Source organism: Streptomyces sp. DH24, assembly GCF_029813775.1.
In the GTDB taxonomy this organism is placed as follows: domain Bacteria; phylum Actinomycetota; class Actinomycetes; order Streptomycetales; family Streptomycetaceae; genus Streptomyces.
On record NZ_JARVKW010000003.1, the window covers coordinates 276,228 to 299,040 of the forward strand.

At 73.6% G+C, this 22,813-nt stretch carries 20 protein-coding genes and 1 pseudogene; 11 read left to right on the top strand and 10 right to left on the bottom strand.

The features are described 5' to 3' along the window. Positions 1-82: 82 nt before the first annotated feature. Positions 83-985 (bottom strand): LysR family transcriptional regulator, encoded by a 903-nt coding sequence (locus QC282_RS03885; protein ID WP_279547743.1) that lies wholly within the window; start codon positions 983-985, stop codon positions 83-85. A 74-nt stretch (positions 986-1,059) separates the two neighbouring features. On the opposite strand from QC282_RS03885, the pseudogene QC282_RS03890 reads away from it, so the two are divergent. After that, a pseudogene (locus QC282_RS03890) lies at positions 1,060-1,965 on the top strand (DMT family transporter); the annotation flags it as partial. A gap of 653 nt (positions 1,966-2,618) precedes the next feature. Here QC282_RS03890 and QC282_RS03895 read toward each other — a convergent pair. Then, entirely contained in the window at positions 2,619-3,950 is a 1,332-nt protein-coding gene (locus QC282_RS03895) for an aminotransferase class I/II-fold pyridoxal phosphate-dependent enzyme (RefSeq protein ID WP_279547744.1), read from the bottom strand. 35 nt (positions 3,951-3,985) lie between these two features. Here QC282_RS03895 and QC282_RS03900 point away from each other — a divergent pair, with 35 nt between their 5' ends. Beyond that, positions 3,986-4,669 (top strand): pyridoxamine 5'-phosphate oxidase family protein, encoded by a 684-nt coding sequence (locus tag QC282_RS03900; RefSeq protein WP_279547745.1) that lies wholly within the window; start codon positions 3,986-3,988, stop codon positions 4,667-4,669. A 52-nt stretch (positions 4,670-4,721) separates the two neighbouring features. On the opposite strand, the gene QC282_RS03905 is transcribed toward QC282_RS03900, so the two are convergent. From QC282_RS03905 to QC282_RS03915, 3 genes are all read right to left on the bottom strand, one after another. After that, entirely contained in the window at positions 4,722-5,672 is a 951-nt protein-coding gene (locus tag QC282_RS03905; protein WP_279547746.1) for a DMT family transporter, read from the bottom strand. A 207-nt stretch (positions 5,673-5,879) separates the two neighbouring features. Beyond that, positions 5,880-6,881, bottom strand: a complete 1,002-nt coding sequence (locus QC282_RS03910) for a DMT family transporter (RefSeq protein WP_279547747.1) — start codon at positions 6,879-6,881, stop codon at positions 5,880-5,882. Positions 6,882-6,999: 118 nt separating this feature from the next. After that, positions 7,000-7,596, bottom strand: a complete 597-nt coding sequence (locus QC282_RS03915) for a Clp protease N-terminal domain-containing protein (RefSeq protein ID WP_279547748.1) — start codon at positions 7,594-7,596, stop codon at positions 7,000-7,002. A gap of 199 nt (positions 7,597-7,795) precedes the next feature. Between QC282_RS03915 and QC282_RS03920 the strand changes: the two genes are divergently transcribed. Then, positions 7,796-7,984, top strand: coding sequence for a hypothetical protein (locus QC282_RS03920; protein WP_279547782.1), 189 nt, complete (start codon positions 7,796-7,798; stop codon positions 7,982-7,984). A gap of 56 nt (positions 7,985-8,040) precedes the next feature. Here QC282_RS03920 and QC282_RS03925 read toward each other — a convergent pair whose 3' ends face one another. Continuing rightward, positions 8,041-8,628 (bottom strand): PadR family transcriptional regulator, encoded by a 588-nt coding sequence (locus tag QC282_RS03925; protein ID WP_279547780.1) that lies wholly within the window; start codon positions 8,626-8,628, stop codon positions 8,041-8,043. 122 nt (positions 8,629-8,750) lie between these two features. Continuing rightward, entirely contained in the window at positions 8,751-9,515 is a 765-nt protein-coding gene (locus QC282_RS03930) for a class I SAM-dependent methyltransferase (RefSeq protein WP_279547749.1), read from the bottom strand. Between the two features lie 280 nt (positions 9,516-9,795). On the opposite strand from QC282_RS03930, the gene QC282_RS03935 reads away from it, so the two are divergent. Continuing rightward, positions 9,796-10,605, top strand: coding sequence for a PhzF family phenazine biosynthesis protein (locus QC282_RS03935; RefSeq protein WP_279547750.1), 810 nt, complete (start codon positions 9,796-9,798; stop codon positions 10,603-10,605). A gap of 96 nt (positions 10,606-10,701) precedes the next feature. On the opposite strand, the gene QC282_RS03940 is transcribed toward QC282_RS03935, so the two are convergent. Continuing rightward, positions 10,702-11,499 carry a type II CAAX endopeptidase family protein gene (locus tag QC282_RS03940; RefSeq protein WP_279547751.1) on the bottom strand — a complete coding sequence of 266 codons (798 nt, stop codon included), beginning with the start codon at positions 11,497-11,499 and terminating at the stop codon, positions 10,702-10,704. Between the two features lie 148 nt (positions 11,500-11,647). Next, a complete protein-coding gene (locus QC282_RS03945; protein WP_279547752.1) occupies positions 11,648-13,165 on the bottom strand; it encodes a glutamate-cysteine ligase family protein in 1,518 nt (505 codons plus the stop codon). 549 nt (positions 13,166-13,714) lie between these two features. Between QC282_RS03945 and QC282_RS03950 the strand changes: the two genes are divergently transcribed. The 7 genes from QC282_RS03950 (at position 13,715) to QC282_RS03980 (ending at position 19,711) form a co-directional block, all read left to right on the top strand. Then, entirely contained in the window at positions 13,715-14,299 is a 585-nt protein-coding gene (locus QC282_RS03950; protein ID WP_279547753.1) for a hypothetical protein, read from the top strand. Positions 14,300-14,790: 491 nt separating this feature from the next. Further along, positions 14,791-14,994: a DUF5999 family protein gene (locus QC282_RS03955; RefSeq protein WP_279547754.1), complete on the top strand. Its 204-nt coding sequence runs from the start codon at positions 14,791-14,793 to the stop codon at positions 14,992-14,994. A 321-nt stretch (positions 14,995-15,315) separates the two neighbouring features. Further along, positions 15,316-16,392 (top strand): LacI family DNA-binding transcriptional regulator, encoded by a 1,077-nt coding sequence (locus QC282_RS03960; protein WP_279547755.1) that lies wholly within the window; start codon positions 15,316-15,318, stop codon positions 16,390-16,392. 4 nt (positions 16,393-16,396) lie between these two features. Next, a complete protein-coding gene (locus tag QC282_RS03965) occupies positions 16,397-16,792 on the top strand; it encodes a helix-turn-helix transcriptional regulator (RefSeq protein ID WP_279547756.1) in 396 nt (131 codons plus the stop codon). 212 nt (positions 16,793-17,004) lie between these two features. Continuing rightward, positions 17,005-17,811: a molybdate ABC transporter substrate-binding protein gene (gene modA, locus QC282_RS03970; RefSeq protein WP_279547757.1), complete on the top strand. Its 807-nt coding sequence runs from the start codon at positions 17,005-17,007 to the stop codon at positions 17,809-17,811. Between the two features lie 56 nt (positions 17,812-17,867). Continuing rightward, positions 17,868-18,650 (top strand): ABC transporter permease, encoded by a 783-nt coding sequence (locus QC282_RS03975; RefSeq protein WP_279547781.1) that lies wholly within the window; start codon positions 17,868-17,870, stop codon positions 18,648-18,650. After that, positions 18,647-19,711 (top strand): ABC transporter ATP-binding protein, encoded by a 1,065-nt coding sequence (locus QC282_RS03980; RefSeq protein WP_279547758.1) that lies wholly within the window; start codon positions 18,647-18,649, stop codon positions 19,709-19,711. The genes QC282_RS03975 and QC282_RS03980 overlap by 4 nt, the downstream gene beginning before the upstream one ends. A 62-nt stretch (positions 19,712-19,773) precedes the next feature. On the opposite strand, the gene gcvP is transcribed toward QC282_RS03980, so the two are convergent. Then, complete coding sequence (gcvP, locus tag QC282_RS03985; RefSeq protein ID WP_279547759.1) at positions 19,774-22,659, bottom strand: aminomethyl-transferring glycine dehydrogenase; 2,886 nt, start codon at positions 22,657-22,659, stop codon at positions 19,774-19,776. Positions 22,660-22,813 lie beyond the last annotated feature (154 nt).

The following is a 22,813-nucleotide window of genomic DNA, read 5'->3' on the forward strand; positions in this document are numbered from 1 at the left end:
CCGGGCACATCCGCCCCGGGCGTTCGCGCCAGGTCCCCGTCCAGGTCGGTCGCCGGGGGCCTTCGCAGCGGCCCGGGTGCCTTCAGTCCAGTTGTTCCGCCGCCGTCCGCAGCGCCGCCACGGCCGCCCGGATCGACGGGCGGCGGTCGGCGTCCGCGCGCCAGACGACGTAGACGTGCCGCCGCACCCGCTGTCTGAGCGGGACCGTGACGACGCCGGGCGGGACGGGACGGCGGCCCAGCAGCGGTGCGATGCACACGCCGAGACCCGCGGCGACCAGCGCGAGCTGGGTGTGGGCCTCGGCTGCGCGGTGGCCGACGATCGGCTCGATGCCCTTGGAGCGGAGCGTGAACATCAGCCACTCGTGACAGAACTCGCCCTCGCCCCAGGTAATCCACTCGTCCTCGGCGAACTCGGCGAGGTCCACCTCGGCACGGTCCGCGAGCCGGTGCCCGGCCGGCATCGCCACGTCGGCCGGGTCGTCCAGGAGCTGTGCCTTGACCAGGCCGTCCGGCACCGGCATCGGCTTGTTGTACCAGTCGAGCACCACCGCCAGGTCGAGGTCACCGCGCACGACGCCGCGGATGCCGTACTCCGGTTCCAGCTCGCGGGAGCGCACCCGCAGGTCCGGATGCTCGGCGCGCAGGGCGGCTAGCGCCGACGGGAACAGGCCGCGCGCCGCCGTCGGGAACGCCGACAGCCGCAGCTCACCGGCGACCTGACCGCGGTGCGCCTCCAGGTCGGACTGCGCCAGCTCGACCTGGGACAGGATGCGGGCCGCGTGCTCGGCGAGCAGCCTGCCCGCGTCGGTGAGCCGGACGCCGCGCCCGTTCTTGGCGAGGAGCCGCTGCCCGACCTCGCGCTCCAGCTTCGACATCTGCTGGGAGACGGCCGACGTCGTGATGTGCAGCCCTTCGGCGGCACCGCTGACGGAGCCGTGCCGGGCGAGGGCGTCGAGGGTGCGCAGGCGCTCCAGGTTCAACATGTAAGTGATGCTACGAGATACCGCTTGCGAAATCTCGATTGTGCTACGAGATCCTGGGCGGCATCGTTGCCCGCATGAGCAGCGTCACCGCCTCCCCGGCCCCGGTCACCGCCCCGCCCCGCCGCGCCCTCGACTGGCGACTGCGTTTCGGCGTCCTGTCCCTGATCTGGGGATTCAGCTTCCTCCTGATCAAGGTGGGCACGGACGGCTACGCCCCGTTCCAGGTCACGCTCGGCCGTCTCGTGTTCGGTACGGCGGTGCTGGCCGCGGCGATGGCCGTGCAGCGGGAGCGGCTCCCGCGCGGGGCCCGCACCTGGGGTCATCTGGCGGTCGCCGGTTTCCTGCTCAACGCGCTGCCGTTCTCCCTCTTCGCCTACGCCGAACTGACCATCCCGTCCACTCTGGCCGGCATCTGCAACGCGACCTCGCCGCTGTGGGGCATGGCCCTGTCCCTGGTCGCGCTGTCGGAGGACCGGCCGACCCGGCTGCGGGTCGCGGGCCTCGGCATCGGTTTCCTCGGTGTGCTGACGGTGCTCGGAGCCTGGCAGGGCTTCGCGGGCCTGGACGCCTCGGGCACGGCGATGGCCCTGCTGGCCTCGCTGAGCTATCCGATCGGCTGGATCTACGTACGCCGCACGCTCGCCGGTTCCAGCCACTCCCACCTGTCCCTGACGGGCGCGCAGTTGATGCTGGCGACGGTCCAACTGGCGGTGGTCACCCCGCTGTTCACGGACGCTCCGGACCGCTTCCCGGTCGTGCCCCTGCTGGCGGTCGCCGCCCTGGGCACGCTGGGCACGGGCATCGCCGTGCTCCTCCAGTACGGCCTGGTCGCCGAGGTCGGCCCGACGACGGCCCAGATGGTCACGTACTTCATCCCGGTGATCGCCACCGCGGCGGGCGTCGCCGTCCTGGGCGAAGCCCTGACCTGGTCGACTCCGGTGGGCGCCCTGATCGTGCTGGCGGGGGCGGCCCTGACGCAGGGTCGGGGACCGGGGTCGCGCTCGGGGGCGGGACGGCGCCCGGAGGGTTCCGGGTCCGAGGGAGCGGCGAACCGCTCCGCGGATGCCGGTGCCGACGCCCATGCCGATGCCGATGCCCGGACCGGGGGTTCCCGGCCGGGCACGGACGCCCGCACGACCACGGCCCGGCCGAACACGGACGCCCGTATGGCCGGGGCCCGGCCGGACCTCGATGCCCGTACGTCCACCGCTCAACGGGACACCGGCACGCGCACGACCACGGCCGAGCCGGACACCGCCATCCGTACAACCACGGCCGAGCCGGACACCGCCACCCGTACGACCACGGGGCGACGGAGCACCGACACCGGCACCGGCACGCCCACGGCCCGGCCGGGCGCCGAAGCCCGTACGACCACCACGGCCCAGCCGGGCACCGACGCCCACGCAACCTCCGTCCGGCGAGACCCGGACGCCCGCAACGCCTGACCGCCCGCCACCCGGCCGCCCCACCGTCCCGCTGCCCCGCCACCCCTCACTGCCCCACTGCCCGGCCGCACGACGCCGCCGCCCGCCCCCTGCCGCGCCCCACCCTCCCGGCGAGGCCGACGACGGGGCCGGCGCTGGAGCCGGCGGCGGGGCCGGCGCTGGAGCCGGCGGCGGGGCCGGCCCTCCTACACGTAACCCCGCACCGGCGCAGGCCCCAACGCCGAGGCGATGGCGTCCGCCAGCTCCTCCATGTCGTCCTCCCGCAGCGTCGCGACGGTGACGCGGATGCCGGGTGGGGCGCTCATGCGGAAGCGGGCGCCGGGGGACACGGCCCAGCCGGCGTGCAGGAGGCGGGCGACGGCGCCGGTCTCGTCCGGCACGGGAATCCAGACGTTCAGGCCGCTGCGCCCGTGCGCCGTGATGCCGCGCCGGGCGAGCGCGTCGATCAGCGCGTCCCGGCGCCGCCCGTACGCCGCCGCCACGGCCCGCGCGTCCACCGCCCCGTCGGCCCACAGCCGCACGACGGCGCGTTGCAGCAGCCTGCTCACCCAGCCGGGCCCGAGCCGCTGCCGCCCCCGCAGCCGGTCGAGGGTGACGGCGTCGCCGGTGACCAGGGCGAGCCGCAGGTCGGGGCCGTAGGCCTTGGCGACCGAGCGCACGAAGGCCCAGTGCCGGGTGGTGCCGGCCAGGGGACGCAGCGGCAGATCCACGATGCCGTGGCCGTGGTCGTCCTCGATCAGCAGCGTTTCGGGGTGCTCGGCGAGGACGTCCCGCAGGGCACGCGCGCGTGGGGCACTCACGGCGGCGCCGGTCGGGTTCTGCGCCCGGTCGGTGACGATCAGGGCGCGCGCCCCGGCCGCGAGCGCGCTCCGCACGTCCTCGGCGCGCGGCCCTTCGTCGTCCACGCCGACCGGCACGGTGCGCAGCCCGAGGGCCGGGACTAGGTCGAGCGTGCGGCCCCAGCCGGGGTCCTCGACGGCGACGGTGTCGCCCGGCTTGAGGTGGGCGGCGAGGACCCGCTCGACGGCGTCTAGGGAGCCGGAGACGACGGCGAGCGGCCCGTCGGGCACGCCGTCGGCGGCGAGTTCGGCGCGTGCGATCCGCGCCAGCTCCGGCTCCACGGCGTCCTCTCCGTACAGCACGGGCGCCCGGTCGCCGTCGGCCGCCGCCGCCGCGAACGCCCGCTCCAGGTGCGGCAGCAGCGCGGGGTCCGGGTTGCCGCTCGACACGTCGCGCACGCCCTCGGGCACGTCCACCCGGATGTGGTCCCGCCCGGTGGTGGCCGGCGCGGGCCGCACCCTGCTGCCGCGCCGTCCGGCCGTCTCGATGACCCCTCGCTCGCGCAGCGTGCGGTACGCGGCCGCGACCGTGTTGGGGTTCACGCCCAGCTCCGCGGCCAACTCCCGCATGGGCGGCAGCAGTTGGCCGGGCCGCAGCTCACCCGCCCCCACCGCGCGCTCGATGCTCGCGGAAATGTCGGCTGCGCGCCGTCCGGTGATCCGATACTCTCCTAGCACAAACCCAATTATGCACTAGTACATTGGAGAGCGCCATGCAGGGGACCACGCGGACGCCGTCGCAGCCCGCCGCCTACTCGCCGACCGACCGCACCGTCCCCACCCGCTCCGCGGACCGGGCCAGGTACGACAAGGACTTGGTGCACGCGATACTCGACGAAGCGTACGTCTGCCATCTGGGCTTCGTCCGCGACGGCGCGCCGGTCGTGCTGCCCACGCTGTACGCCCGGGTCGGCGAGCGGCTGTACGTGCACGGCTCGACCGGCTCGCGCCCGCTGCGGGCGGCCGGCCAGGCCGACCCGGGGCTGCCGGTCTGTCTGACGGTCACGCACGTCGACGGGCTGGTCCTCGCCCGCTCGGCCTTCCACCACTCGATCAACTACCGCTCCGTGGTGGTCCACGGCGTCGCCCACGACGTGACGGACCCGGAGGAGAAGCGGCAGGCCCTGGACGCGCTGGTCGACCACGTCGTGCCGGGTCGCGCCGCCGACTCGCGGCCGGCCAACAAGAAGGAGCTGGCCGCCACCGCCGTGATCCGCCTCGACCTCGACGAGGTCTCCGCCAAGCTCCGCACCGGCGGCGTGAACGACGAGCCCGAGGACCTCTCCCTCCCGCACTGGGCGGGCATCGTCCCGCTCCGCAAGGGCTACGACACCCCCGTCGCCGACCCCGGCCTGGCGCCCGGCACCGACCTGCCCGACTATCTGGCGGCCTTGTGACGGCGCCGGGGCCGCGGAATCCGTACCGGTGCGGATTCCGCGGCCCCGGTCGTCATGCCGGCAGGGGCCGTTCGGCTCGCGTGCGGGCGTCCCTCGCCTCCGCCACCGCGAGCCCCATGACCGAGGCGAGCAGCAGGAGCGTCCCGGCCAGGGTGGCCGCCGTGAGGTGTTCGCCGAGCAGCACGACGGCCAGCACGGCCGCGCTCACCGGCTCCAGCAGCATGATCACGGACACGGTGGCCGACCGTACGACGGCCGCGCCCGCGAAGTAGAGGCCGTAGGCCAGTGCCGTGGGCACGGCGGCGATGTAGGCCAGCAGCCACACCAGCCGGGCGGGTTCGTCCGTGTGCGGGAACAGACCTTCGGCGAGGGCGAACGGCAGCAGGCACAGGCTCGTCACCGCGAAGGCACCGACGGAGGTGGCGGCGGCGTCCGCCCCGCCGTCGCGCCCCCACCGGCGCGTGACCAGCGTCATCGCGCTGTACCCGGCCGCCGACAGCAGCGCGAGCAGGACGCCCCACGGCCGGACGGTGGTGCCACCGCCGCCGAGCACGAGCACGGCCAGCCCGGCGAGCGCCCCGGCGACGGCGGCGAGCCCGCCGCGGCCGAGCCGCTCCCCCAGCGTCAGGCGCGCGCCGAGCGCGATGAGCACGGGGCCCGCGCCGAGCGTGACGACGGTGGCGACGGCGAGGCCGGTCGCCTCCACGGCCGCGAAGTAGGCCGTCTGGAACACGGCCAGCCCGACGCCCGTGATCCCGGCCCGGCGCGCCCTGCGGCCGAGCGTCCCGGCCGTGGCGGTGCGGGCGCGGCGGCGCGGCAGCCGGGCGGCGAGCAGCAGGACGAGTCCGGCGGCGCAGCGCCAGAACGACAGGGCGACGGGCCCCATGTCGCCGGTGCGGTAGACCAGCGAGGCGGCGGCGCCCGCGGTTCCCCAGGCGGCTCCGGCGACGATCAGGTACAGCAGGCCTCGCCCGACGGGCAGGCCGGAAACGGCATTCGACACGTTGTTCTCTCCGCAGATGCGCGCGACGCGCGGCAAGGCGCGTCGTCACGCGGAAGTGGGAAGGGACCACCGCCGAGCGGGGTCCGGTGACTTCGTCTGCGGGCAGCACCGTCCGGCCCGGCGGCTCGCCGGGCGCGGTGTCGGGAGGGCCCGCCTCAACCGGCCGGAGGCGGCAGGACGAGCGCGTTCGAATGCATGATCAGCACCTTAGGTGGCCGTTCCCCGGGCGGACAACTCCCTTTCGGCGCCGCCGCTCGCGACCGGCTCGCCGGAGCCCTTGGCGGGCGTCGAGGACTGCGCGATGAACGCGCCGACCAGCACGACCGCACCGCCCACGAGCTGCGGCGCCGACAGGTGCTCGCCGAGCAGCACCCAGGCCAGCACGGTCGCGATGACCGCCTCCAGGCAGGCGACGACGCCCGCGACCTGGGGCGAGAGCCGGCGCACGGAGACGACGCCGGTGACGTACGCGAGCACCGTGGCGACGAGGACGATCCAGGACAGCAGCAGCGCGGCCGCGACCGGCGTGCCGTCCATGGAGGCCGTGTCCGCGAGCACCGCCCAGTCCATGTTCCAGGGCCGGGCGACGACGGTCAGGACGGCGGCCCCGACGAGGAGGCCGTACGCGATGACACCGAGCGGGTCGGGCGCCTCGTCGCCGGCGTCGCTGCCCTGGTCGGACAGGACGAAGTAGCCGACCTGGCAGCAGGCCGCGCCGAGCGCGAGCAGCAGGCCGATGGCGTCGAAGCCGAGGCCCGCCCACACCTCGACGACGCAGGCGAGTCCGCCGACCGCGAGGACCACGCCGAGGGCGGCGGCGCGCGTCACCGGGCGGTGCTGCACGAACCGCACCCAGCCGAGCACGAGCGCGGGGGCCAGGTACTCGACGAGGAGGGCGACGCCGACCGGGATGCGGGATATCGCCGCGAAGTAGCAGGCCTGGACACCGGCCACGGCCAGCAGTCCGAACCCCGCGAGGAGTCCGGGGCGGCGGCGCAGCAGCGCGCGGTGGCGCACGGCGAGCGGCAGCATCACCAGGGCCGCGCCCGCGACCCGCAGCCACACCACGTGCAGCGGGTCCAGGCCCGCCTCGATCAGCGGCTTGGCCGCGACACCCGATCCCCCGAAGGCGACGGCGGACGCGAGCGCGAGGCCGAGCCCCATGCCCTTTCCGCCGCCCTGACTGCTCTCAGACGTATGCACCGGCACATGATGACAGGCGACGACAGGAGCGTCATCCCCTTAGACACCTGTCTCAGCGACTGGACGCGGCGCGCCGGTGCCGGGTGGCCGCCGAGCGCCCCGGGCACCGGCAGCGGGCGAGGGTTCAGCGGGCGGCTGTGTCGCCGCCCTTGGCGGGGTCCGCGGCGGGCCCGCCGACGTTCTGCGCGCCCTCGACGGGTCCCTCCGCGTACTTGTCGATCCGCGCGAACACCTGGACCGGGTCGATCCCGGCGCGCGCCAGCACCTCGACGGCCCGCGACTGCGGGTCCACGACGATCGCGGCGAGCAGGTCGACGCCGCGTGCGCGTGGGGCGCCCCGCTGAACGGCACGGTCCCGGGCGTAGTCCATGGCACCGGCCGCGAGCGGCGAGAGGCCCTCGGCGTCCGCGCCGCCGGGCACGGCGCCGGAGTCCTCGACGCCGCTCTGCCAGCGCAGGCCGTAGCCGATGCTGCGCTGCACGAGGTAGCCGAGGAGCCGCGCCATGTGCGGCCCGTCGCCGAAGACGGCCCGCACGTCGAAGTCGTACTCCAGGAGCGAGTGCAGCAGATGGGCCGTGTCGATCTGGCGGTCTCCGTCCCGGAGCGCCCTGCGGCGCGCGCCGCCGACCACCGCGGCCAGCTCGTCGCTGAGCTCGGCATCGTTGTCGGAAGGCGGCAGGCCCTGCTCGCGAGCGGGCTGCCTGGGGGTACCGGGTTGCACGTTCCCACCCCATCAGCCGACCCCGGCCCGGGGCATCCCCGGCGGGAAGCATCTTGGCGTCCCACGGGAAGTGGACACCCAGTGGCCGAATCTCCTCCCTGCGGAGGAGATCACGTCATTTTTCCCCAAGGGGGCGCGCGCCGCCTTGCGTCGCGCCCCGCAGGCAACTTTCGGCCCGCGTCGTTCGTCCAACACTGCGATGGACAGCTCTGGCTGGCTGGTGGCGTTACCGGCCGTCGACGGCAGGCAGTACGTGTACCGGGTGTACGCCCCGGAGGACGCACTGCTCGCCGACCTGTTCTGGGAGGCCTGGCACTGCCACGACGAGAGCCGGCTCCCGCGCGCGTGGGACGTCTTCGACGCGGCGGAGATACGCCGGGTCGGCTGAGCCAACCCGGCGCCCGTTCCCGCGCCCCCGGTGCGGCGCCTCCGCTCCCGCGGCCGTCAGTCCTCGTCGGCGAGGATCAGGTACAGCCTCTTGCGCGCGTCGTTGATGACGGCGAGCGCCTTGTCCCGCTGGTCCTTGCTGCCGGTCTTCCAGACCTGGCCGAAGGCCTCCATCAGACCGAAGCCGGCCTGGCGGATCTCGGTGAGGGCCTCCCAGTCGACGCCGCGCGAGGCCTCCTCCCAGGGCGCCTCGGGACCTTCTTCGGCCGCGGTGCGTCCCGCGTCGGTGAGCGCGAACAGCTTCTTGCCGCCGTCGCTCTCACTGGCGATCAGCCCCTCGTCCTCCAGCAACTGGAGGGTGGGGTACACCGATCCGGGGCTGGGCTTCCACGCCCCGCCGCTGCGCTCGGCGATCTCCTGGATCATCTCGTAGCCGTGCATCGGCCGCTCTTTGAGCAGGGCCAGGATCGACGCGCGTACGTCACCGCGCCGCGCCCTCCCCCTCGGCCCGCCGCGCCCTCGGCCGCCCCACGGCCCGGGACCGAAACCCGGCCCGAAGGGACCGAAGGCGGCACGCCGCCCGTCGAACCCACCGCGCCCGTGGTCGCCGTACCCGTGTCCACGCTCGAACCCGTGGCTGCGCATCGCCATCACTCCACTCCATCGTTGATCAGTCGCGATGCTTCAACGATATATCGGAACAGTTGGCACGGCAATGCCGGGACCGGACGGGAGGGCGTTCCCGCTCCCGGCGACCGGTACGAGCGTCAGACGACCGGTACGAGCGTCAGATACGCGATGCCGAGGACGTCGCGGTAGCCGTTCACCCAGGACGACCGCTGGCGGTCGACTCGTTCGCGGGTCTCGGCGGCGAGGGGGTGGTCCGGGTGGGCGGCGAGCCAGAGCTCTGTGTCATGGCGGTAGCCGGACTCGAACTCCTCCCACTCCTCACGGCTCGCCGACTCGATCCAGGCCGGCCGGAAGCCCGACTCGACAGCGAGGTCGACGAGCGGTCCGAGCCTCAGGTGGTCGCCCGCGTGCGCCCCGGGCCACATCGCCGCGAGTTCCGCGTCCGTCGGGGAACGCTCCCAGAAGCCCTCGCCGAGGACGACACGCCCGCCCGGGCGGACCAGCCTGCGCAGCTCGCGCAGGACGACACCGGGATCGTACGGCTGCCCGGGGTCGCACAGCGCCTGGCCGGCCCCCAGGCAGAGCACCGCGTCGACGGGTCCACGTGGCGTGCCGAGGGCCGACTCCTCGGCGAACTCGACCCGCCCGGCGAGTCCGCGCGCCTTCGCGAGGTCCCTGCCCCTGGCCAGGTCTTCGGCGTTGATGTCGAGGCCCACCCCGGTCGATCCCGGGACGGCCTCCAGGACGCGGAGCAGTAGTTCGCCCCAGCCGCAGCCGATGTCGAGGACGGTGGCGGGCGAGACACCGGCGAGCCGCGCGACGATGCGCCCGGCGCGGTCTTCGGAGAGCGGTCCGTGGAAGGTCAGACTGCCCAGAGGCGGGGGAAGATCGGAAACTCTCATGCGGCGGACGTTAGTTCGTCCCGTGTGAGGTGCCGAACGATTTGACCGCGGCTCGCCCGGCCCTGGCAGGGCGTCAATCGCGCTGCCCGATGTCCCACTGGATGTACGGCGGCACCGAGTGGCAGGACTGGGCCTCTCGGCGGTCCGCCCCCGGCCCGCCCCCGGCCCGCGCGGGGACGGGAAAGACCGGGCACCGGCGGCGGCCCCGCACGCGAAAACCGGGCCGGCGCTCCCGGATTGGCCTTGGCCCGCGGGTTCCCGCAGGCCCTAGCGTCGTGGCATGCGCATCCGAATCGTCGACGCCTTCACCGACCGTCCCTTCGCCGGCAACCCCGCCGGCGTCCTGCTGCTCGACGCCTTCCCCGCCGACGACTGGCTGCAGAAGGTGGCCCTGGAGGTCAACCACGCCGAGACGGCGTTCGCCCACCGCCTGCCGGCGGGCGGCGAGGCCGACTGGGCGCTGCGCTGGTTCACGCCCGCCACCGAGGTCGCGATGTGCGGGCACGCCACGCTCGCCACCGCCCACGTCCTGCACAGCACGGGCGCCCACGAGGGCCCGGTGCGGTTCGCCACCCGCAGCGGCGTCCTGGTCGCGACGCCCGCCGAGGACGGCTCGATCACCCTGGACTTCCCGACCGCCCCGCTCACCCCGGTCGACGTCCCGGCCGGCGTCGCCGAGGCCCTGGGCGCCGAGCCGCGCGCCGTCCTCGACACCGGCCCGAACGTCGGCGACCTGCTGATCGAGCTCGCCGACGAGAAGACGGTCCGCGGCCTGACCCCGGACCACCGGGCCCTCGGTGCCTTCTCCGAGCGCGGCGTCATCGCCACCGCCCGCGCGCAGGACCCGTCCCGGGGCTACGACTTCGTCTCCCGCTGCTTCTTCCCGAACGTCGGCATCGACGAGGACCCCGTCACCGGCAGCGCCCACACGGCCCTGGCCCCGTTCTGGTCGGAGCGCCTCGGCCGGCCCGCCCTCACCGGTCTCCAGGCCTCGCCCCGCGCCGGCCGCGTCCGCACGGAGCTGCGCGGCGACCGCACGCTGCTGACCGGGCACGCGGTCACGGTGATCGAGGGCGACCTGCTCGCGTAGGCCCCGCACCGCGTGTCGTGCCGCAGGGGGCGTACGGCGTCCGCGCGTCACGCCGCGGGGGGCGTACGACTCGCCGTACGCCCCCCGCTCGACGTCTCAGGCCGTCGGGAGCCAGTCCACCTTGCCCGCGAGCAGCGCGTAGCCGACGAACGCCCCGATGTCGAGCAGCGCGTGCGCCACCACCAGGGGACCCACGCGGCCCCAGCGCCGGTACAGGTACACGAAGACCAGGCCCATGACCAGGTTGCCGACGAAGCCGCCGATGCCCTGGTACAGGTGGTAGGAGCCGCGCAGCACGGAACTGGCCGCCAGCGCGGCGCCCGGCGTCCAGCCCAGCTGCCCGAGCCGGCGCAGCAGGTAGCCGACGACGATCACTTCCTCCAGGACCGAGTTCTGGATCGCGGACAGGATCAGGACCGGGTGCTTCCACCACACGTCGGGCAGCGCCTCGGGCACCACGGTGAGGTTGAAGCCGAGGCCGCGCGCGGCGAGGTAGAAGGCGATGCCGGTGCTGCCGACGACCGCCGCGACGGCGGCGCCGCGGCCCAGGTCGGGCCAGGGTCGGGTGCGGTCGAAGCCGATGACGCGCAGGCTGCGGTGCTCGCGCAGCAGGAAGTGCGCGACGAGCGCGACGGGCACCAGGGCGGTGGTGATGCCGAACAGCTGCCAGGCCAGGTCCAGCCAGGGGCGGCCCGGCGCGGCCGAGGCGTTCAGCGTGGCCGCCTGGTCCTTCAGCCCGCCCGGTTTGGTCGCCGACCCGACGAAGCTGATCAGCGCGGAGACCCCGCTGGCACCGAGCGAGAGAGCCAGCACGAGCAGTGTCTCGGAGCGGAGCGTCCGCCGGGACAGCTCCCCGGGATGTGATCCGGTCACCGGGTCGTCCTGCGCCTGCACGCCTGCCTCCACTCGACTGATCCGGCCCCGGCGCCGCCTCGACGTCGCAGGGGCACCGCGGCCCCGGGACGTCGCCGTCCTGGGACGTCCCAGCTTGCCGGATCAGTATGAAGCGGGCGCCGTCGGCCCTCGTGCCGCCGGCCGGCGCTCAGGCCGTCGGCACCGGCTCCGGCAGCCCCACGGGCCAGGTGTGCACGGGATCGCCGTGGTGCATCAGCTCGTAGTAGCGCCGCGTCGTGGCGGCCAGCGCGGCCTCCCTGGACAGGCCCGACGCCAGGGCCTTGTGGAAGGTGGCCGTCTGCCACGTCGCCCCGTTGACCCGGCGCCGGCAGCGCTCCTCGATCACGCCCAGGTACAGGTCGCGATCGGCGGGCTCGACGCCCCACGCCTCCAGGCCGGCCTCGGCGAGCGGCAGCAGTTCGTCGCGGACCAGGCTGACGGCGTCGACCTCCTGCGTACCGCCGTACCGGCCGCGCCGGGGCCAGGTCAGGCGCGCGTCGATGCCGTGCCGGCACGCGGCGTCGAAGTTGGCGGCGGCGGCCTCGAACGGCAGCCGGGTCCACACCGGCCGGGCGTCCTCGGCGAGGGCACGCACCAGGCCGTAGTAGAAGGCCGCGTTCGCGATGACGTCGGTGATGGTCGGGCCCGCGGGCAGGACGCGGTTCTCGACGCGCAGGTGCGGGACGCCGTCGGCGATGCCGTAGACCGGGCGGTTCCAGCGGTAGACGGTGCCGTTGTGCAGGACGAGCTCGGCGAGCCTGGGGACGCCGCCCGCGTCCAGGACCTCCAGCGGGTCCTCGTCGTCGCAGATCGGGAGCAGCGCCGGGAAGTAGCGCAGGTTCTCCTCGAAGAGTTCGTGGGCGGAGGAGATCCAGCGCTCCCCGAACCAGGTGCGCGGCCGGACTCCCTGGGCCTGGAGTTCGGGAGGCCGGGTGTCGGTGGACTGCTGGAACAGCGGCGGCCTGGACTCCCTCCACAGTTCGCGGCCGAAGAGGAAGGGCGAGTTGGCGCCGACGGCGATCTGGGCGGCGGCGACGGCCTGGGCCGCGTTCCACACATCGGCGAAACGGTTCGGCGTGACCTGAAGGTGCAGCTGCACGGAGGTGCAGGCGGCCTCGGGCGCGATGGACCGCGAGGTGCAGTTGAGATGCTCGACCCCGGATATGTCCAGCGTGAAGTCCTCGCCGCGGGCGGCCACGATCTGGTCGTTCAGCAGGGCGTAGCGGTCCACGTCCGAAAGGTTGGAGGACACCAGGTCGTCGCGGTCGAGCGTGGGCAGGATGCCGATCATCACGATTCCCGCGTCCACCTCCCCGGCCTTTCGGTGGGCATATGCCAGCGACGTGCGGAGTTCCTCGGCGAGCCGGTCGAATACGCGGCCGCCGAGCCGGTGCGGCGCGATGTTGACTTCCAGGTTGAACATGGCGAGTTCTGTTTGGAAATCGCGGCTCGCGATGCGCTCCAGGACTTGCGCATTCAACATTTTCGGCATGCCGTCGGCGCCCACGAGATTCAGCTCGATCTCCAGCCCCATGAGGTTCTTGGGGCGGTCGAACCGCTTCTCCTCCAGCAACCGCTCCAGGCCCGTCAGACACTGCCGGAGCTTGTCGCGGTAGCGCTGGCGATCGGACAGGTCGAACTGGCCTGCCGCGACCTTCTCCCCCATCGAACCGTCCTTCCTCGGATGGGCGGGCCGACGATCGGCCGCCGGCGTCCCGGGTCACGTGGGATGATGCCCAGACGACGCGATCGATAACGTCCCGCGCGGACCCGGCGACCGCTACTCTGGTCGACGATGGCCTGCGGCACATTCACGGGGCATGAAGGCCGTACACTTTCGGCACAGCGCGAACTCGTGAAAAACGCCGACGACAATTGGCCGACCGCTCGACGGTCATTCCCCGAGGTCATCGTCGAACGACCACCCGGGAATCGGGATCTTTTTCGCGTATCGTCGTCCGAATGTACCCTTGTTCAGAGGGCTCAAAACGGCTAGGCGAAACACTGGCTGAACAGGCGTCGTATAAACTCCGCGCACAAGGCAGAAGGTTGGCGCCCACGGTCGCGGGATCCTGCCGCCGAGGTGATGTGCGGCAGGCCTCACCCACCACCCCACGCACAGACCCGGCCCCTGCCTCTCTGGCTTCCTTGTGCTGACAGCGTCGTCCGCCCCCGCCCTCGCGCCACCGTGCCTTCTCATGAGAGGCGACCCATCATGCCGCTGCATGTGTCCCCGGCTCCCGCGCCCGCCCTGCGCACCGTCCTCACCGCGCTCGGTTCGCCCACCGCGCTCCGTGAGGCCCGCACCCCGTCCCTGCGCAACGCCCAGGGCCCGGCCACCCCCGAGCTGCCACTGCCGGTGCACGTCCTCGACCGGATCACCGCCGAGGGCGTCTCCGCCACCAGGCTGACCGGGTGGCGCTTCCTCATCCGCTGCGGCGACCATGCCGTGGCCGCCGCGGAGACCATGCTGACCCCCGACGGCTGGGCCTTCTCGCACTTCTTCGAGGGCCCCTACGTCACCTCGACCGAGCGGGCGCTGCGGCAGGCCGAGTCCGTGCCGCAGCCCTACCAGCCGCGCCTGCTGTCCCTGCCGAGCCTGTACATGCTCACGCTGTGGCTGCACGGCGACTGCACCGCGGACGCGGGCACCGGTCATCCGGCCCCGGGCGACCTGCTCGTCCCGCTGGCGCCCGCGCCGCCCGGCATCGCCGCCCACCGCCCGCACCGGGTCGCCGACCTGATCCCGGTGCTGACCAACCGCGCCACCCCGTCGCGGCTGCTCCGCCCGACGGCCTGACCGCCACGAGGGTTCCGGCCGCCGGCCGCCGACCGTCGGACCGTGTGACGCGGCAGGCACCGCGTACCCCGTCGCCGAAATCCGGGCGGCGGGGTACGTTTCTGTTTTCGGCGGGTTGCCGAGTCCGTTTCTCCGGCAGCCGCACGGCGCTCCGCCGAGCGCGTCATCACTCATGCGAGCACTTTTCCGCTCGCGCGAGCATCGCCTTGCACGTACGAGCGGTTTGAGGTCCGCCGTCCGACTGGACTAGCCCCAACCGACCACGGCGAACCACCCGAAGTGACAGGCCAGTTGGACTGAACCGTCCGGGCGGGTGATGCGTCATCAACCTGTGAGAAGCGGTGCCGCGAAATCCCTGCGGAATGGCGTCCGTGGGGCAACACTGGGATCCGACCGACTTGTCACAACGGGGGGCGGCCATGAACGAGTCTTCACGCCGCAGGACAGCGACAACAGCACACTCAACCGACACACGACGAGAGAACCCACCCATGTGCCAGCACCAGCCACCGTGTCCCTCAGCCCACTCCGCCGACCGGGAGTCCGCCCGTCTCGTGGCGCACCACCCGGAACAGGGATGGAGCCTGCTGTGCAACGGCGTCGTGCTCTTCGAGGACACCGGTGAGCTCCTGCCCGACGGCCGGATCATCGCCCCGCACCGTCCCGACGTCCGCCGGGTCGCGACCGCCGTCTGAGCGCACCACGGGCGGCGCGCGACACCGTCCGCAGACACGAGGGGCCGGTCCGCGATCTCACGGCGAACCGGCCCTGACGTATGTCCGGGCCCGGTCACCGACCGTAGCGCCCCGTGCGGAATCCGCGCCCGGCCGTCGGAGACGCCGACGCGGACGGTCGCCGGACACGCCTGTCACACACGAGCGTTGCGCCAGGCCGAACGCCTCCAGGAGCCGGAGTGCTCCTTCCACGGGCGCCCGTCTTCCGGAAGACTCCTGGAAGTTTCGCAGCCCCGCCGCACGGCGAGCGGCGGCCGCGGCACCCGTCGACGGAGGTGGGAAGTGGCAGCAGGCGAGGCCGGCGCCGAGGAGGCCGCGGAGGACCGTGGGAAGGTCACCATCACGGAGATCGCCCGCCGCGCCGGGGTCTCCGTCCCGACCGTCTCCCGGGTCGTCAACGGCCGGTCCGACGTGTCGCCGGGGACCCGCGCCCGGGTCGAGGACCTGCTCCGCAGGCACGGCTACCGCAGACGCCCCGCCACCTCGGCCACCCGCGCCACCCTGCTCGACCTGGTCTTCCACGACCTCGGCAGCCCCTGGGCCGTGGAGATCCTGCGCGGCGTGGAGGAGGCCGCCCACGCGTCCGGCGCCGGCACCGTCGTGTCGGCCATGAACGGCCGCTCCGGCGCCGCCCGCGAATGGCTGCGCAATCTGCGCGCCCGCGCCTGCGACGGCGTCGTCCTCGTCACCTCCGCGCTGGAGCCGGGCCTGCACGACGAACTTCGGGTGCTCGGCGTCCCGCTGGTGGTCGTCGACCCGGCGGGCTCCCCCGCCCTGGACGTGCCGACCATCGGCGCCGCCAACTGGTCCGGCGGCCTGGCCGCCACCACCCACCTGCTCTCCCTGGGCCACCGCAGGATCGGCCTCGTCGCCGGACCGCCCCGGCTGCTGTGCTCCCGCGCCCGGCTCGACGGCTACCGGGCCGCGCTGGAGGGCGCGGGCATCGCCGTCGACGACTCCCTGATCGTGCCCGGCGACTTCCGGCCCGAGTCCGGCTTCACCGGCTGCGCGGCCCTGCTGGACCTTCCCGAGCCGCCCACCGCCCTCTTCGCGGCCGGCGACCAGATGGCGCTCGGCGCGATCGAGGCCCTGCGCAGACGGGGACTGCGGGTGCCGGAGGACATGAGCGTGGTCGGTTTCGACGACCTTCCGGAGGTCCGCTGGTCGGCTCCGCCGCTGACCACGGTGCGCCAGCCCCTCGCCGACATGGGCAAGCTCGCCGTCCGTACGGTGCTGGGCCTGGCCCGCGGCGAACAGCCCGACGCACCACGCGTCGAACTGGGCACCGACCTGGTCGTCCGGGCCAGCACGGCACCCCCGGCCGACGCGCGACCGGACCGGCCGGCCCCTCTATCGTGACCGCATGCAGTCCTACACGATCGGCCAGGCGGCACGGCTGCTCGGCGTCAGCCCCGACACCGCGCGCCGCTGGGCGGACGCCGGCCGGATGGCCACCCACCGCGACGACAGCGGGCGACGGCTCATCGACGGACGGGACCTGGCCGCGTTCTCGGTCGAACTCGCCAAGGCGGGCGGCGCCGAGGAGGACACCCCGTACACCTCCGTCCGCAACGCCTTCCCCGGCATCGTCACCGCGATCAAGCTCGGCGACGTCGCCGCCCAGGTCGAGATCCAGGCCGGCCCGCACCGGCTGGTCTCCCTGCTCACCCGCGAGGCCGTCGAGGAACTCGGCCTGGAGGTCGGCATGGAGGCCACGGCCCGCGTGAAGTCGACGAACGTCCACATCGACCGCGCCTGACCGGTACGTCCGCACCGGACCGCTCCCGCCCGCTCCTGTAGAAACGCACATGCGCACGCGCACCGCATCCAGCCTTGGCTCATGCGATACGACTACAGACTCCTGCCTCGCATCTGCGGAACTATCATCGTGACGACGGAGTGGCGCTCCCCGGCGACCTGCGGCGCCTCCCCGCGACCAGAGGTACGAGAGGTACCAGAGGGAGTTGACCCGTGACGACCCGATCCGCGCACCGGACCCGTCGAGCCCTGCGGACGGGCGGCGCGGGAGCCGCCGCGCTGCTGGCCCTCGGCGCCTGCTCCCCCGCCGCGTCGCCGGACTCCGGCGCGTCCGGCGGCGAGGTCTCCGGGACGGTCACGGTCTTCGCGGCCGCCTCGCTGAAGGAGAGCTTCACGACGCTGGGCGAGCGGTTCGAGAAGGACCACCCCGGCACGAACGTCACGTTCAGCTTCGGCGGCAGCGACTCGCTGGCCGCCGGCATCACCGGCGGCGCCCCCGTGGACGTCTTCGCCGCCGCCAGCACCCACACCATGGAGATCGTCGCGGACCACGGGGACGTGGCGGGCACCCCCGCCACCTTCGTCCGCAACCAGCTCGAAATCGCCACGCTGCCCGGCAACCCGGACCGGATCTCCTCCCTCAGGGACCTCACGCGGCCCGGCCTCAAGGTCGTCCTGTGCGACACGTCCGTGCCGTGCGGCGCCGCCGCGCAGACCGCCCTGGACGCCGGCGGCCTGAAGCTCGAACCGGTGTCGTACGAGCAGGACGTCAAGAGCGCCCTGACGAAGGTCGAGCTGAAGGAGGCGGACGCCGCCGTCGTGTACAAGACGGACGTGCGGGCCGCGGGTGACAAGGTGGACGGCGTGGAGTTCCCGGAATCCGCCGAGGCCGTCAACGACTGTCCGATCGCCCTGCTCCGGAACGCGCCCAACCCCGGGGCGGCGAAGGCCTTCATCGCCCTCGTCAAGTCCGCCGAGGGACAGAAGGTGCTGACCGACGCCGGGTTCCACCGGCCGTGACCCGCGCCCACAAGACCCCACGGGACCGCACCGGTCGTACCGGCGCTCGCAGGCCGGTGCGGCGCGGGGTGCCGCTCCCCATCCTGGTCCCGGCGCTCGCGGGCCTGGCGTTTCTGCTGCTGCCGCTGATCGCCCTCCTGGTACGCACCCCCTGGCGCAGTCTCCCGGACCAGCTGACCAGCGCCGCGGTCTGGGAGGCGCTGCGCCTGTCGCTGGTGTGCGCCACGGCGGCGACCGTGCTCAGCCTGGTCGTCGGGGTGCCGCTGGCCTGGCTGCTGGCCCGCACCGACTTCCCCGGCCGCGGTCTCGTGCGGGCCCTGGTGACACTGCCGCTGGTGCTGCCCCCGGTGGTGGGCGGCGTGGCCCTGCTGCTCGCCCTCGGTCGCAACGGCGTCGTCGGGCAGTGGCTGGACGCGTGGTTCGGCATCACGCTGCCGTTCACCACGGCCGGCGTCGTCGTCGCGGAGACGTTCGTGGCCCTGCCGTTCCTCGTCATCAGCGTGGAGGGCACCCTGCGGGCGGCAGACCCGCGCTACGAGGAGGCGGCCACCACGCTCGGCGCGTCCCGGTTCACGGCGTTCCGCCGGGTCACGCTGCCGCTGATCGCGCCGGGCATCGCCGCGGGCGCCGTCCTGGCGTGGGCCCGGGCCCTGGGCGAGTTCGGGGCGACGATCACCTTCGCCGGCAACTTCCCCGGCCGCACCCAGACCATGCCGCTCGCGGTGTACCTGGCCCTGCAGAACGACCCGGCGGCGGCCATCGCCCTCAGCCTGGTCCTGCTGGCGGTCTCGATCGCGGTCCTGGCGGGCCTGCGCGACCGATGGATGACGCCGTCATGACCGACACCGCGGCCGCCCCCGCACAAGGGCTCGACGCCCGCCTCGTGGTCGACCGAGGCGCCTTCCGGCTCGACGTGACGCTGACGGTGGCCCCCGGTGACGTCGTCGCCCTGCTCGGCCCGAACGGCGCCGGCAAGTCCACCGCCCTGCGCGCACTCGCCGGTCTCGCCCCGCTCAGCGACGGTCATCTGCGTCTGGACGGCACCGACCTGGACCGTACGCCTCCGGAGTCCCGCCCGGTCGGCGTCGTCTTCCAGGACTACCTGCTCTTCCCGCACCTCACCGCCCTGGACAACGTGGCCTTCGGCCCGCGCTGCCGGGGGGCGAGCCGGGCCGAGGCCCGCGCGCAGGCCGCCCGGTGGCTGGACCGCATGGGCCTCGCCGAGCACGCCGGCGCCAAACCCCGCCGACTGTCCGGCGGCCAGGCCCAGCGCGTCGCGCTGGCCCGCGCCCTGGCCACCCGGCCCCGGCTGCTGCTGCTCGACGAGCCGCTGGCGGCCCTGGACGCGCGGACCCGCCTGGAGGTGCGCGCCCAGCTGCGCCGTCACCTGGCCGAGTTCGAGGCGGTCGCCCTCCTCGTCACGCACGACCCGCTGGACGCCATGGTGCTGGCCGACCGGCTCGTCGTGGTCGAGGACGGCCGCGTCGTCCAGGAGGGCACACCGGCCGACATCGCGCGGCATCCCCGTACCGACTACATCGCCCAGCTGGTCGGCCTGAACCTGTACCGCGGGCAGGCCGACGGCCACACCGTGCGGCTGGAGGCGGGCCCGTCCATCACCACGACGGAGGACCTGTCGGGCCCGGTCTTCGTGGCGTTCCCGCCGGGCGCCGTGACCCTGCACCGGGAGCGGCCCACCGGCTCCAGCGCCCGCAACGTGTGGGCCTGCGAGGTCGTGGGCCTGGACACCCACGGCGACCAGATCCGGGCGGGCCTCACCGGCGAACTGCCCCTCGCCGCCGACCTCACGACGGTCGCGGCGGCCGAGCTTGACCTGCGCCCGGGCGCACCGGTGTGGGCCACGGTGAAGGCGACGCAGACGCACGCCTACCCGGCGTGACACAGACGAAGGGGCGCCACCCGGCCGGGCGGCGCCCCTCACTCGTCGGTGCGTCGGGGAGGTCAGTCCTCGTACGCGTCCAGCGGCGGGCAGGAGCAGACCAGGTTCCGGTCACCGAAGGCCTGGTCGATGCGGCGCACCGGCGGCCAGTACTTGTCCGCGGCCCTCACGTCGCCCGGGAAGACGGCCACTTCGCGGCTGTAGGCGTGGTCCCACTCCCCGCCGAGCGCGGCGGCGGTGTGCGGGGCGCCCCGCAGCGGGTTGTCCTCGGCGGGCCACTCGCCGGAGCCGACCTTCTCGATCTCCGCGCGGATGGCGATCATCGCCTCGCAGAACCGGTCCAGCTCGGTGAGGTCCTCGGACTCGGTCGGCTCGATCATGAGCGTCCCGGCGACCGGGAAGGACATCGTCGGCGCGTGGAAGCCGTAGTCGATGAGCCGCTTGGCGACGTCGTCGACGCTGACGCCGGTCGCCTTGGTCAGCGGACGCAGGTCGATGATGCACTCGTGCGCGACCAGCCCGCCCGGGCCCGTGTACAGCACCGGGTAGTGCGGTTCGAGGCGCTTGGCGATGTAGTTGGCGGAGAGCACGGCCACCTGCGTGGCCCGCTCGAGGCCCTCGCCGCCCATGAGCCGGACGTACGCCCACGAGATCGGCAGGATGCCCGCGGAGCCCCAGGGCGCCGCCGAGATCGGGCCCACGCCCGTCTCCGGACCGGCCTCGGGCTGCAGCGGGTGGTTCGGCAGGTACGGCGCGAGGTGCGAACGCACGGCGACCGGGCCGACGCCGGGGCCGCCGCCGCCGTGCGGGATGCAGAACGTCTTGTGCAGGTTCAGGTGGGAGACGTCGCCGCCGAAGTGGCCGGGCTTGGCCACGCCCACCAGGGCGTTGAGGTTGGCGCCGTCCACGTACACCTGGCCACCGGCGTCGTGCACCTGGGCGCAGATGTCGGCGACGTGCTCCTCGAAGACGCCGTGCGTCGACGGGTAGGTGATCATCAGCACGGAGAGCTCGTCGCGGTACTGCTCGATCTTGACCCGCAGGTCCTCGACGTCGATCTCCCCGTCCTCGGCGGTCTTGACGACGACGACCTTCATGCCGGCCATGACGGCGCTGGCGGCGTTGGTGCCGTGCGCCGAGGAGGGGATGAGGCAGACCGTGCGCTGCTCGTCGCCGTTGGCACGGTGGTAGCCGCGGACCGCGAGCAGACCGGCCAGTTCGCCCTGGGAGCCGGCGTTCGGCTGGAGGGAGACCTTGTCGTAGCCGGTGACCTCGGCGAGGCGTTCCTCCAGCTCGTGGATGAGCGTGAGGTAGCCCTGCGCCTGCTCGGCGGGCGCGAAGGGGTGCAGCTGGCCGAACTCCGGCCAGGTGACCGGCTCCATCTCCGTGGTCGCGTTGAGCTTCATGGTGCAGGAGCCCAGCGGGATCATGCCGCGGTCGAGCGCGTAGTCGCGGTCGGCGAGCCGGCGCAGGTAGCGCAGCATCGCGGTCTCGGAGCGGTGCTGGTGGAAGACCGGGTGCGTGAGGTAGTCGTCGGTGCGCAGCAGCGCCTCGGGCAGCGTGTCCTCGGCGGTCGCGTCGAGCGCCTCGACGTCGCCGTCGACGCCGAACGCGGCCCACACGGCGGCGATCTGCGCGCGCGTGGTGGTCTCGTCGCAGGCCATGGAGACGTGGTCGGCGTCGACGAGGCGCAGGTTCACGCCGTTGTCGCGCGCGGCGGCGACGACCTGGGCGGCCCGGCCCTGGACGCGCACGGTCACCGTGTCGAAGTAGCCGCCGTGCACGATCTCGGCGCCGCCCGCCGCGAGCCCCGCGGCGAGGATCGTCGCGTACCGGTGGGTGCGCCGGGCGATGGCCTTCAGGCCCTCGGGGCCGTGGTAGACGGCGTACATGCCGGCCATGACGGCGAGCAGGACCTGCGCGGTGCAGATGTTGCTGGTGGCCTTCTCGCGGCGGATGTGCTGCTCGCGGGTCTGCAGCGCGAGGCGGTAGGCCTTGTTGCCGTCGGCGTCGACGGACACGCCGACGAGGCGGCCGGGCAGGCTGCGCGCCATCTTCTCCTGCACCGCCATGTAGCCGGCGTGCGGTCCGCCGAAGCCCATGGGCACGCCGAAGCGCTGTGTGGTGCCGACCGCGATGTCCGCGCCGAGCTCGCCCGGGGACTTCAGCAGGGTCAGGGCGAGCAGGTCGGCGGCGACCGTGACGAGCGCGCCGAGCTCGTGGGCCTGGTCGATGACGGGCTTGATGTCCCGTACGGCGCCGGACGCGCCCGGGTACTGGATCAGCACGCCGTTGATCTCACGCTCGGCGATCCCGGCCGGGATGCCGTCGCTGAGGTCGGCGACGACGACCTCGACGCCGGTCGGTTCGGCGCGGGTCCGGATGACGGCAACGGTCTGCGGCAGGGCGTCCGCGTCGACCAGGAACAGACCCTTCTTGTTCTTGCCCATGCGCCGCGACAGCGCCATCGCCTCGGCGGCGGCGGTGCCCTCGTCGAGCAGCGAGGCGCCGGAGGTCGGCAGGCCGGTGAGGTCGGCGACCACGGTCTGGAAGTTCAGCAGGGCTTCGAGGCGGCCCTGCGAGATCTCCGGCTGGTAGGGCGTGTACGCCGTGTACCAAGCCGGGTTCTCCATCACGTTCCGCAGGATGACGGGCGGCGTGAACGTGCCGTAGTAGCCGAGCCCGATCATGGAGCCGAGGACCTGGTTGCGGTCGGCCAGGGTGCGCAGCTCGGCCAGCACCTCGGCCTCGGAGCGGGCGTCCGGCAGGTCCAGCGCGTCGGCGTTCTTGATCACATCGGGGACCGCGGCGGCCGTCAGCTCGTCGAGGGAGCCGTAGCCGACCTGCGCGAGCATCTTGGCCCGCGCCTCGTGGTCGGGGCCGATGTGGCGCTGCTCGAAGGGGATTGCCTGTTCGAGCTCGGAGAGCGGAATGCGATGGGCGGTCATTGCGGAGGCCTCCTGGTCTGACGCGACCTTCGAGGGGCACCACGGCGCGGGTACCCGGACGGCCTCCCCCTCTGTCATCTCAACCTGAGAGCTTCACCGGGCCGCCCGCGGGCACCCGGCTTTCACCGTCGGTGAGAGCGGAAGCCGTCGACAC

What these genes read in the sequence shown, in the direction of transcription:
- QC282_RS03885 (WP_279547743.1), bottom strand. Translation starts at nt 985, where the DNA reads ATGTTGAACCTGGAGCGCCTGCGCACCCTCGACGCCCTCGCCCGGCAC.
- QC282_RS03900 (WP_279547745.1), top strand. Translation starts at nt 3,986, where the DNA reads ATGCAGGGGACCACGCGGACGCCGTCGCAGCCCGCCGCCTACTCGCCG.
- QC282_RS03920 (WP_279547782.1), top strand. Translation starts at nt 7,796, where the DNA reads ATGGACAGCTCTGGCTGGCTGGTGGCGTTACCGGCCGTCGACGGCAGG.
- QC282_RS03925 (WP_279547780.1), bottom strand. Translation starts at nt 8,628, where the DNA reads ATGCGCAGCCACGGGTTCGAGCGTGGACACGGGTACGGCGACCACGGG.
- QC282_RS03930 (WP_279547749.1), bottom strand. Translation starts at nt 9,515, where the DNA reads ATGAGAGTTTCCGATCTTCCCCCGCCTCTGGGCAGTCTGACCTTCCAC.
- QC282_RS03935 (WP_279547750.1), top strand. Translation starts at nt 9,796, where the DNA reads ATGCGCATCCGAATCGTCGACGCCTTCACCGACCGTCCCTTCGCCGGC.
- QC282_RS03945 (WP_279547752.1), bottom strand. Translation starts at nt 13,165, where the DNA reads ATGGGGGAGAAGGTCGCGGCAGGCCAGTTCGACCTGTCCGATCGCCAG.
- QC282_RS03950 (WP_279547753.1), top strand. Translation starts at nt 13,715, where the DNA reads ATGCCGCTGCATGTGTCCCCGGCTCCCGCGCCCGCCCTGCGCACCGTC.
- QC282_RS03955 (WP_279547754.1), top strand. Translation starts at nt 14,791, where the DNA reads ATGTGCCAGCACCAGCCACCGTGTCCCTCAGCCCACTCCGCCGACCGG.
- QC282_RS03965 (WP_279547756.1), top strand. Translation starts at nt 16,397, where the DNA reads ATGCAGTCCTACACGATCGGCCAGGCGGCACGGCTGCTCGGCGTCAGC.
- QC282_RS03980 (WP_279547758.1), top strand. Translation starts at nt 18,647, where the DNA reads ATGACCGACACCGCGGCCGCCCCCGCACAAGGGCTCGACGCCCGCCTC.
- gcvP (WP_279547759.1), bottom strand. Translation starts at nt 22,659, where the DNA reads ATGACCGCCCATCGCATTCCGCTCTCCGAGCTCGAACAGGCAATCCCC.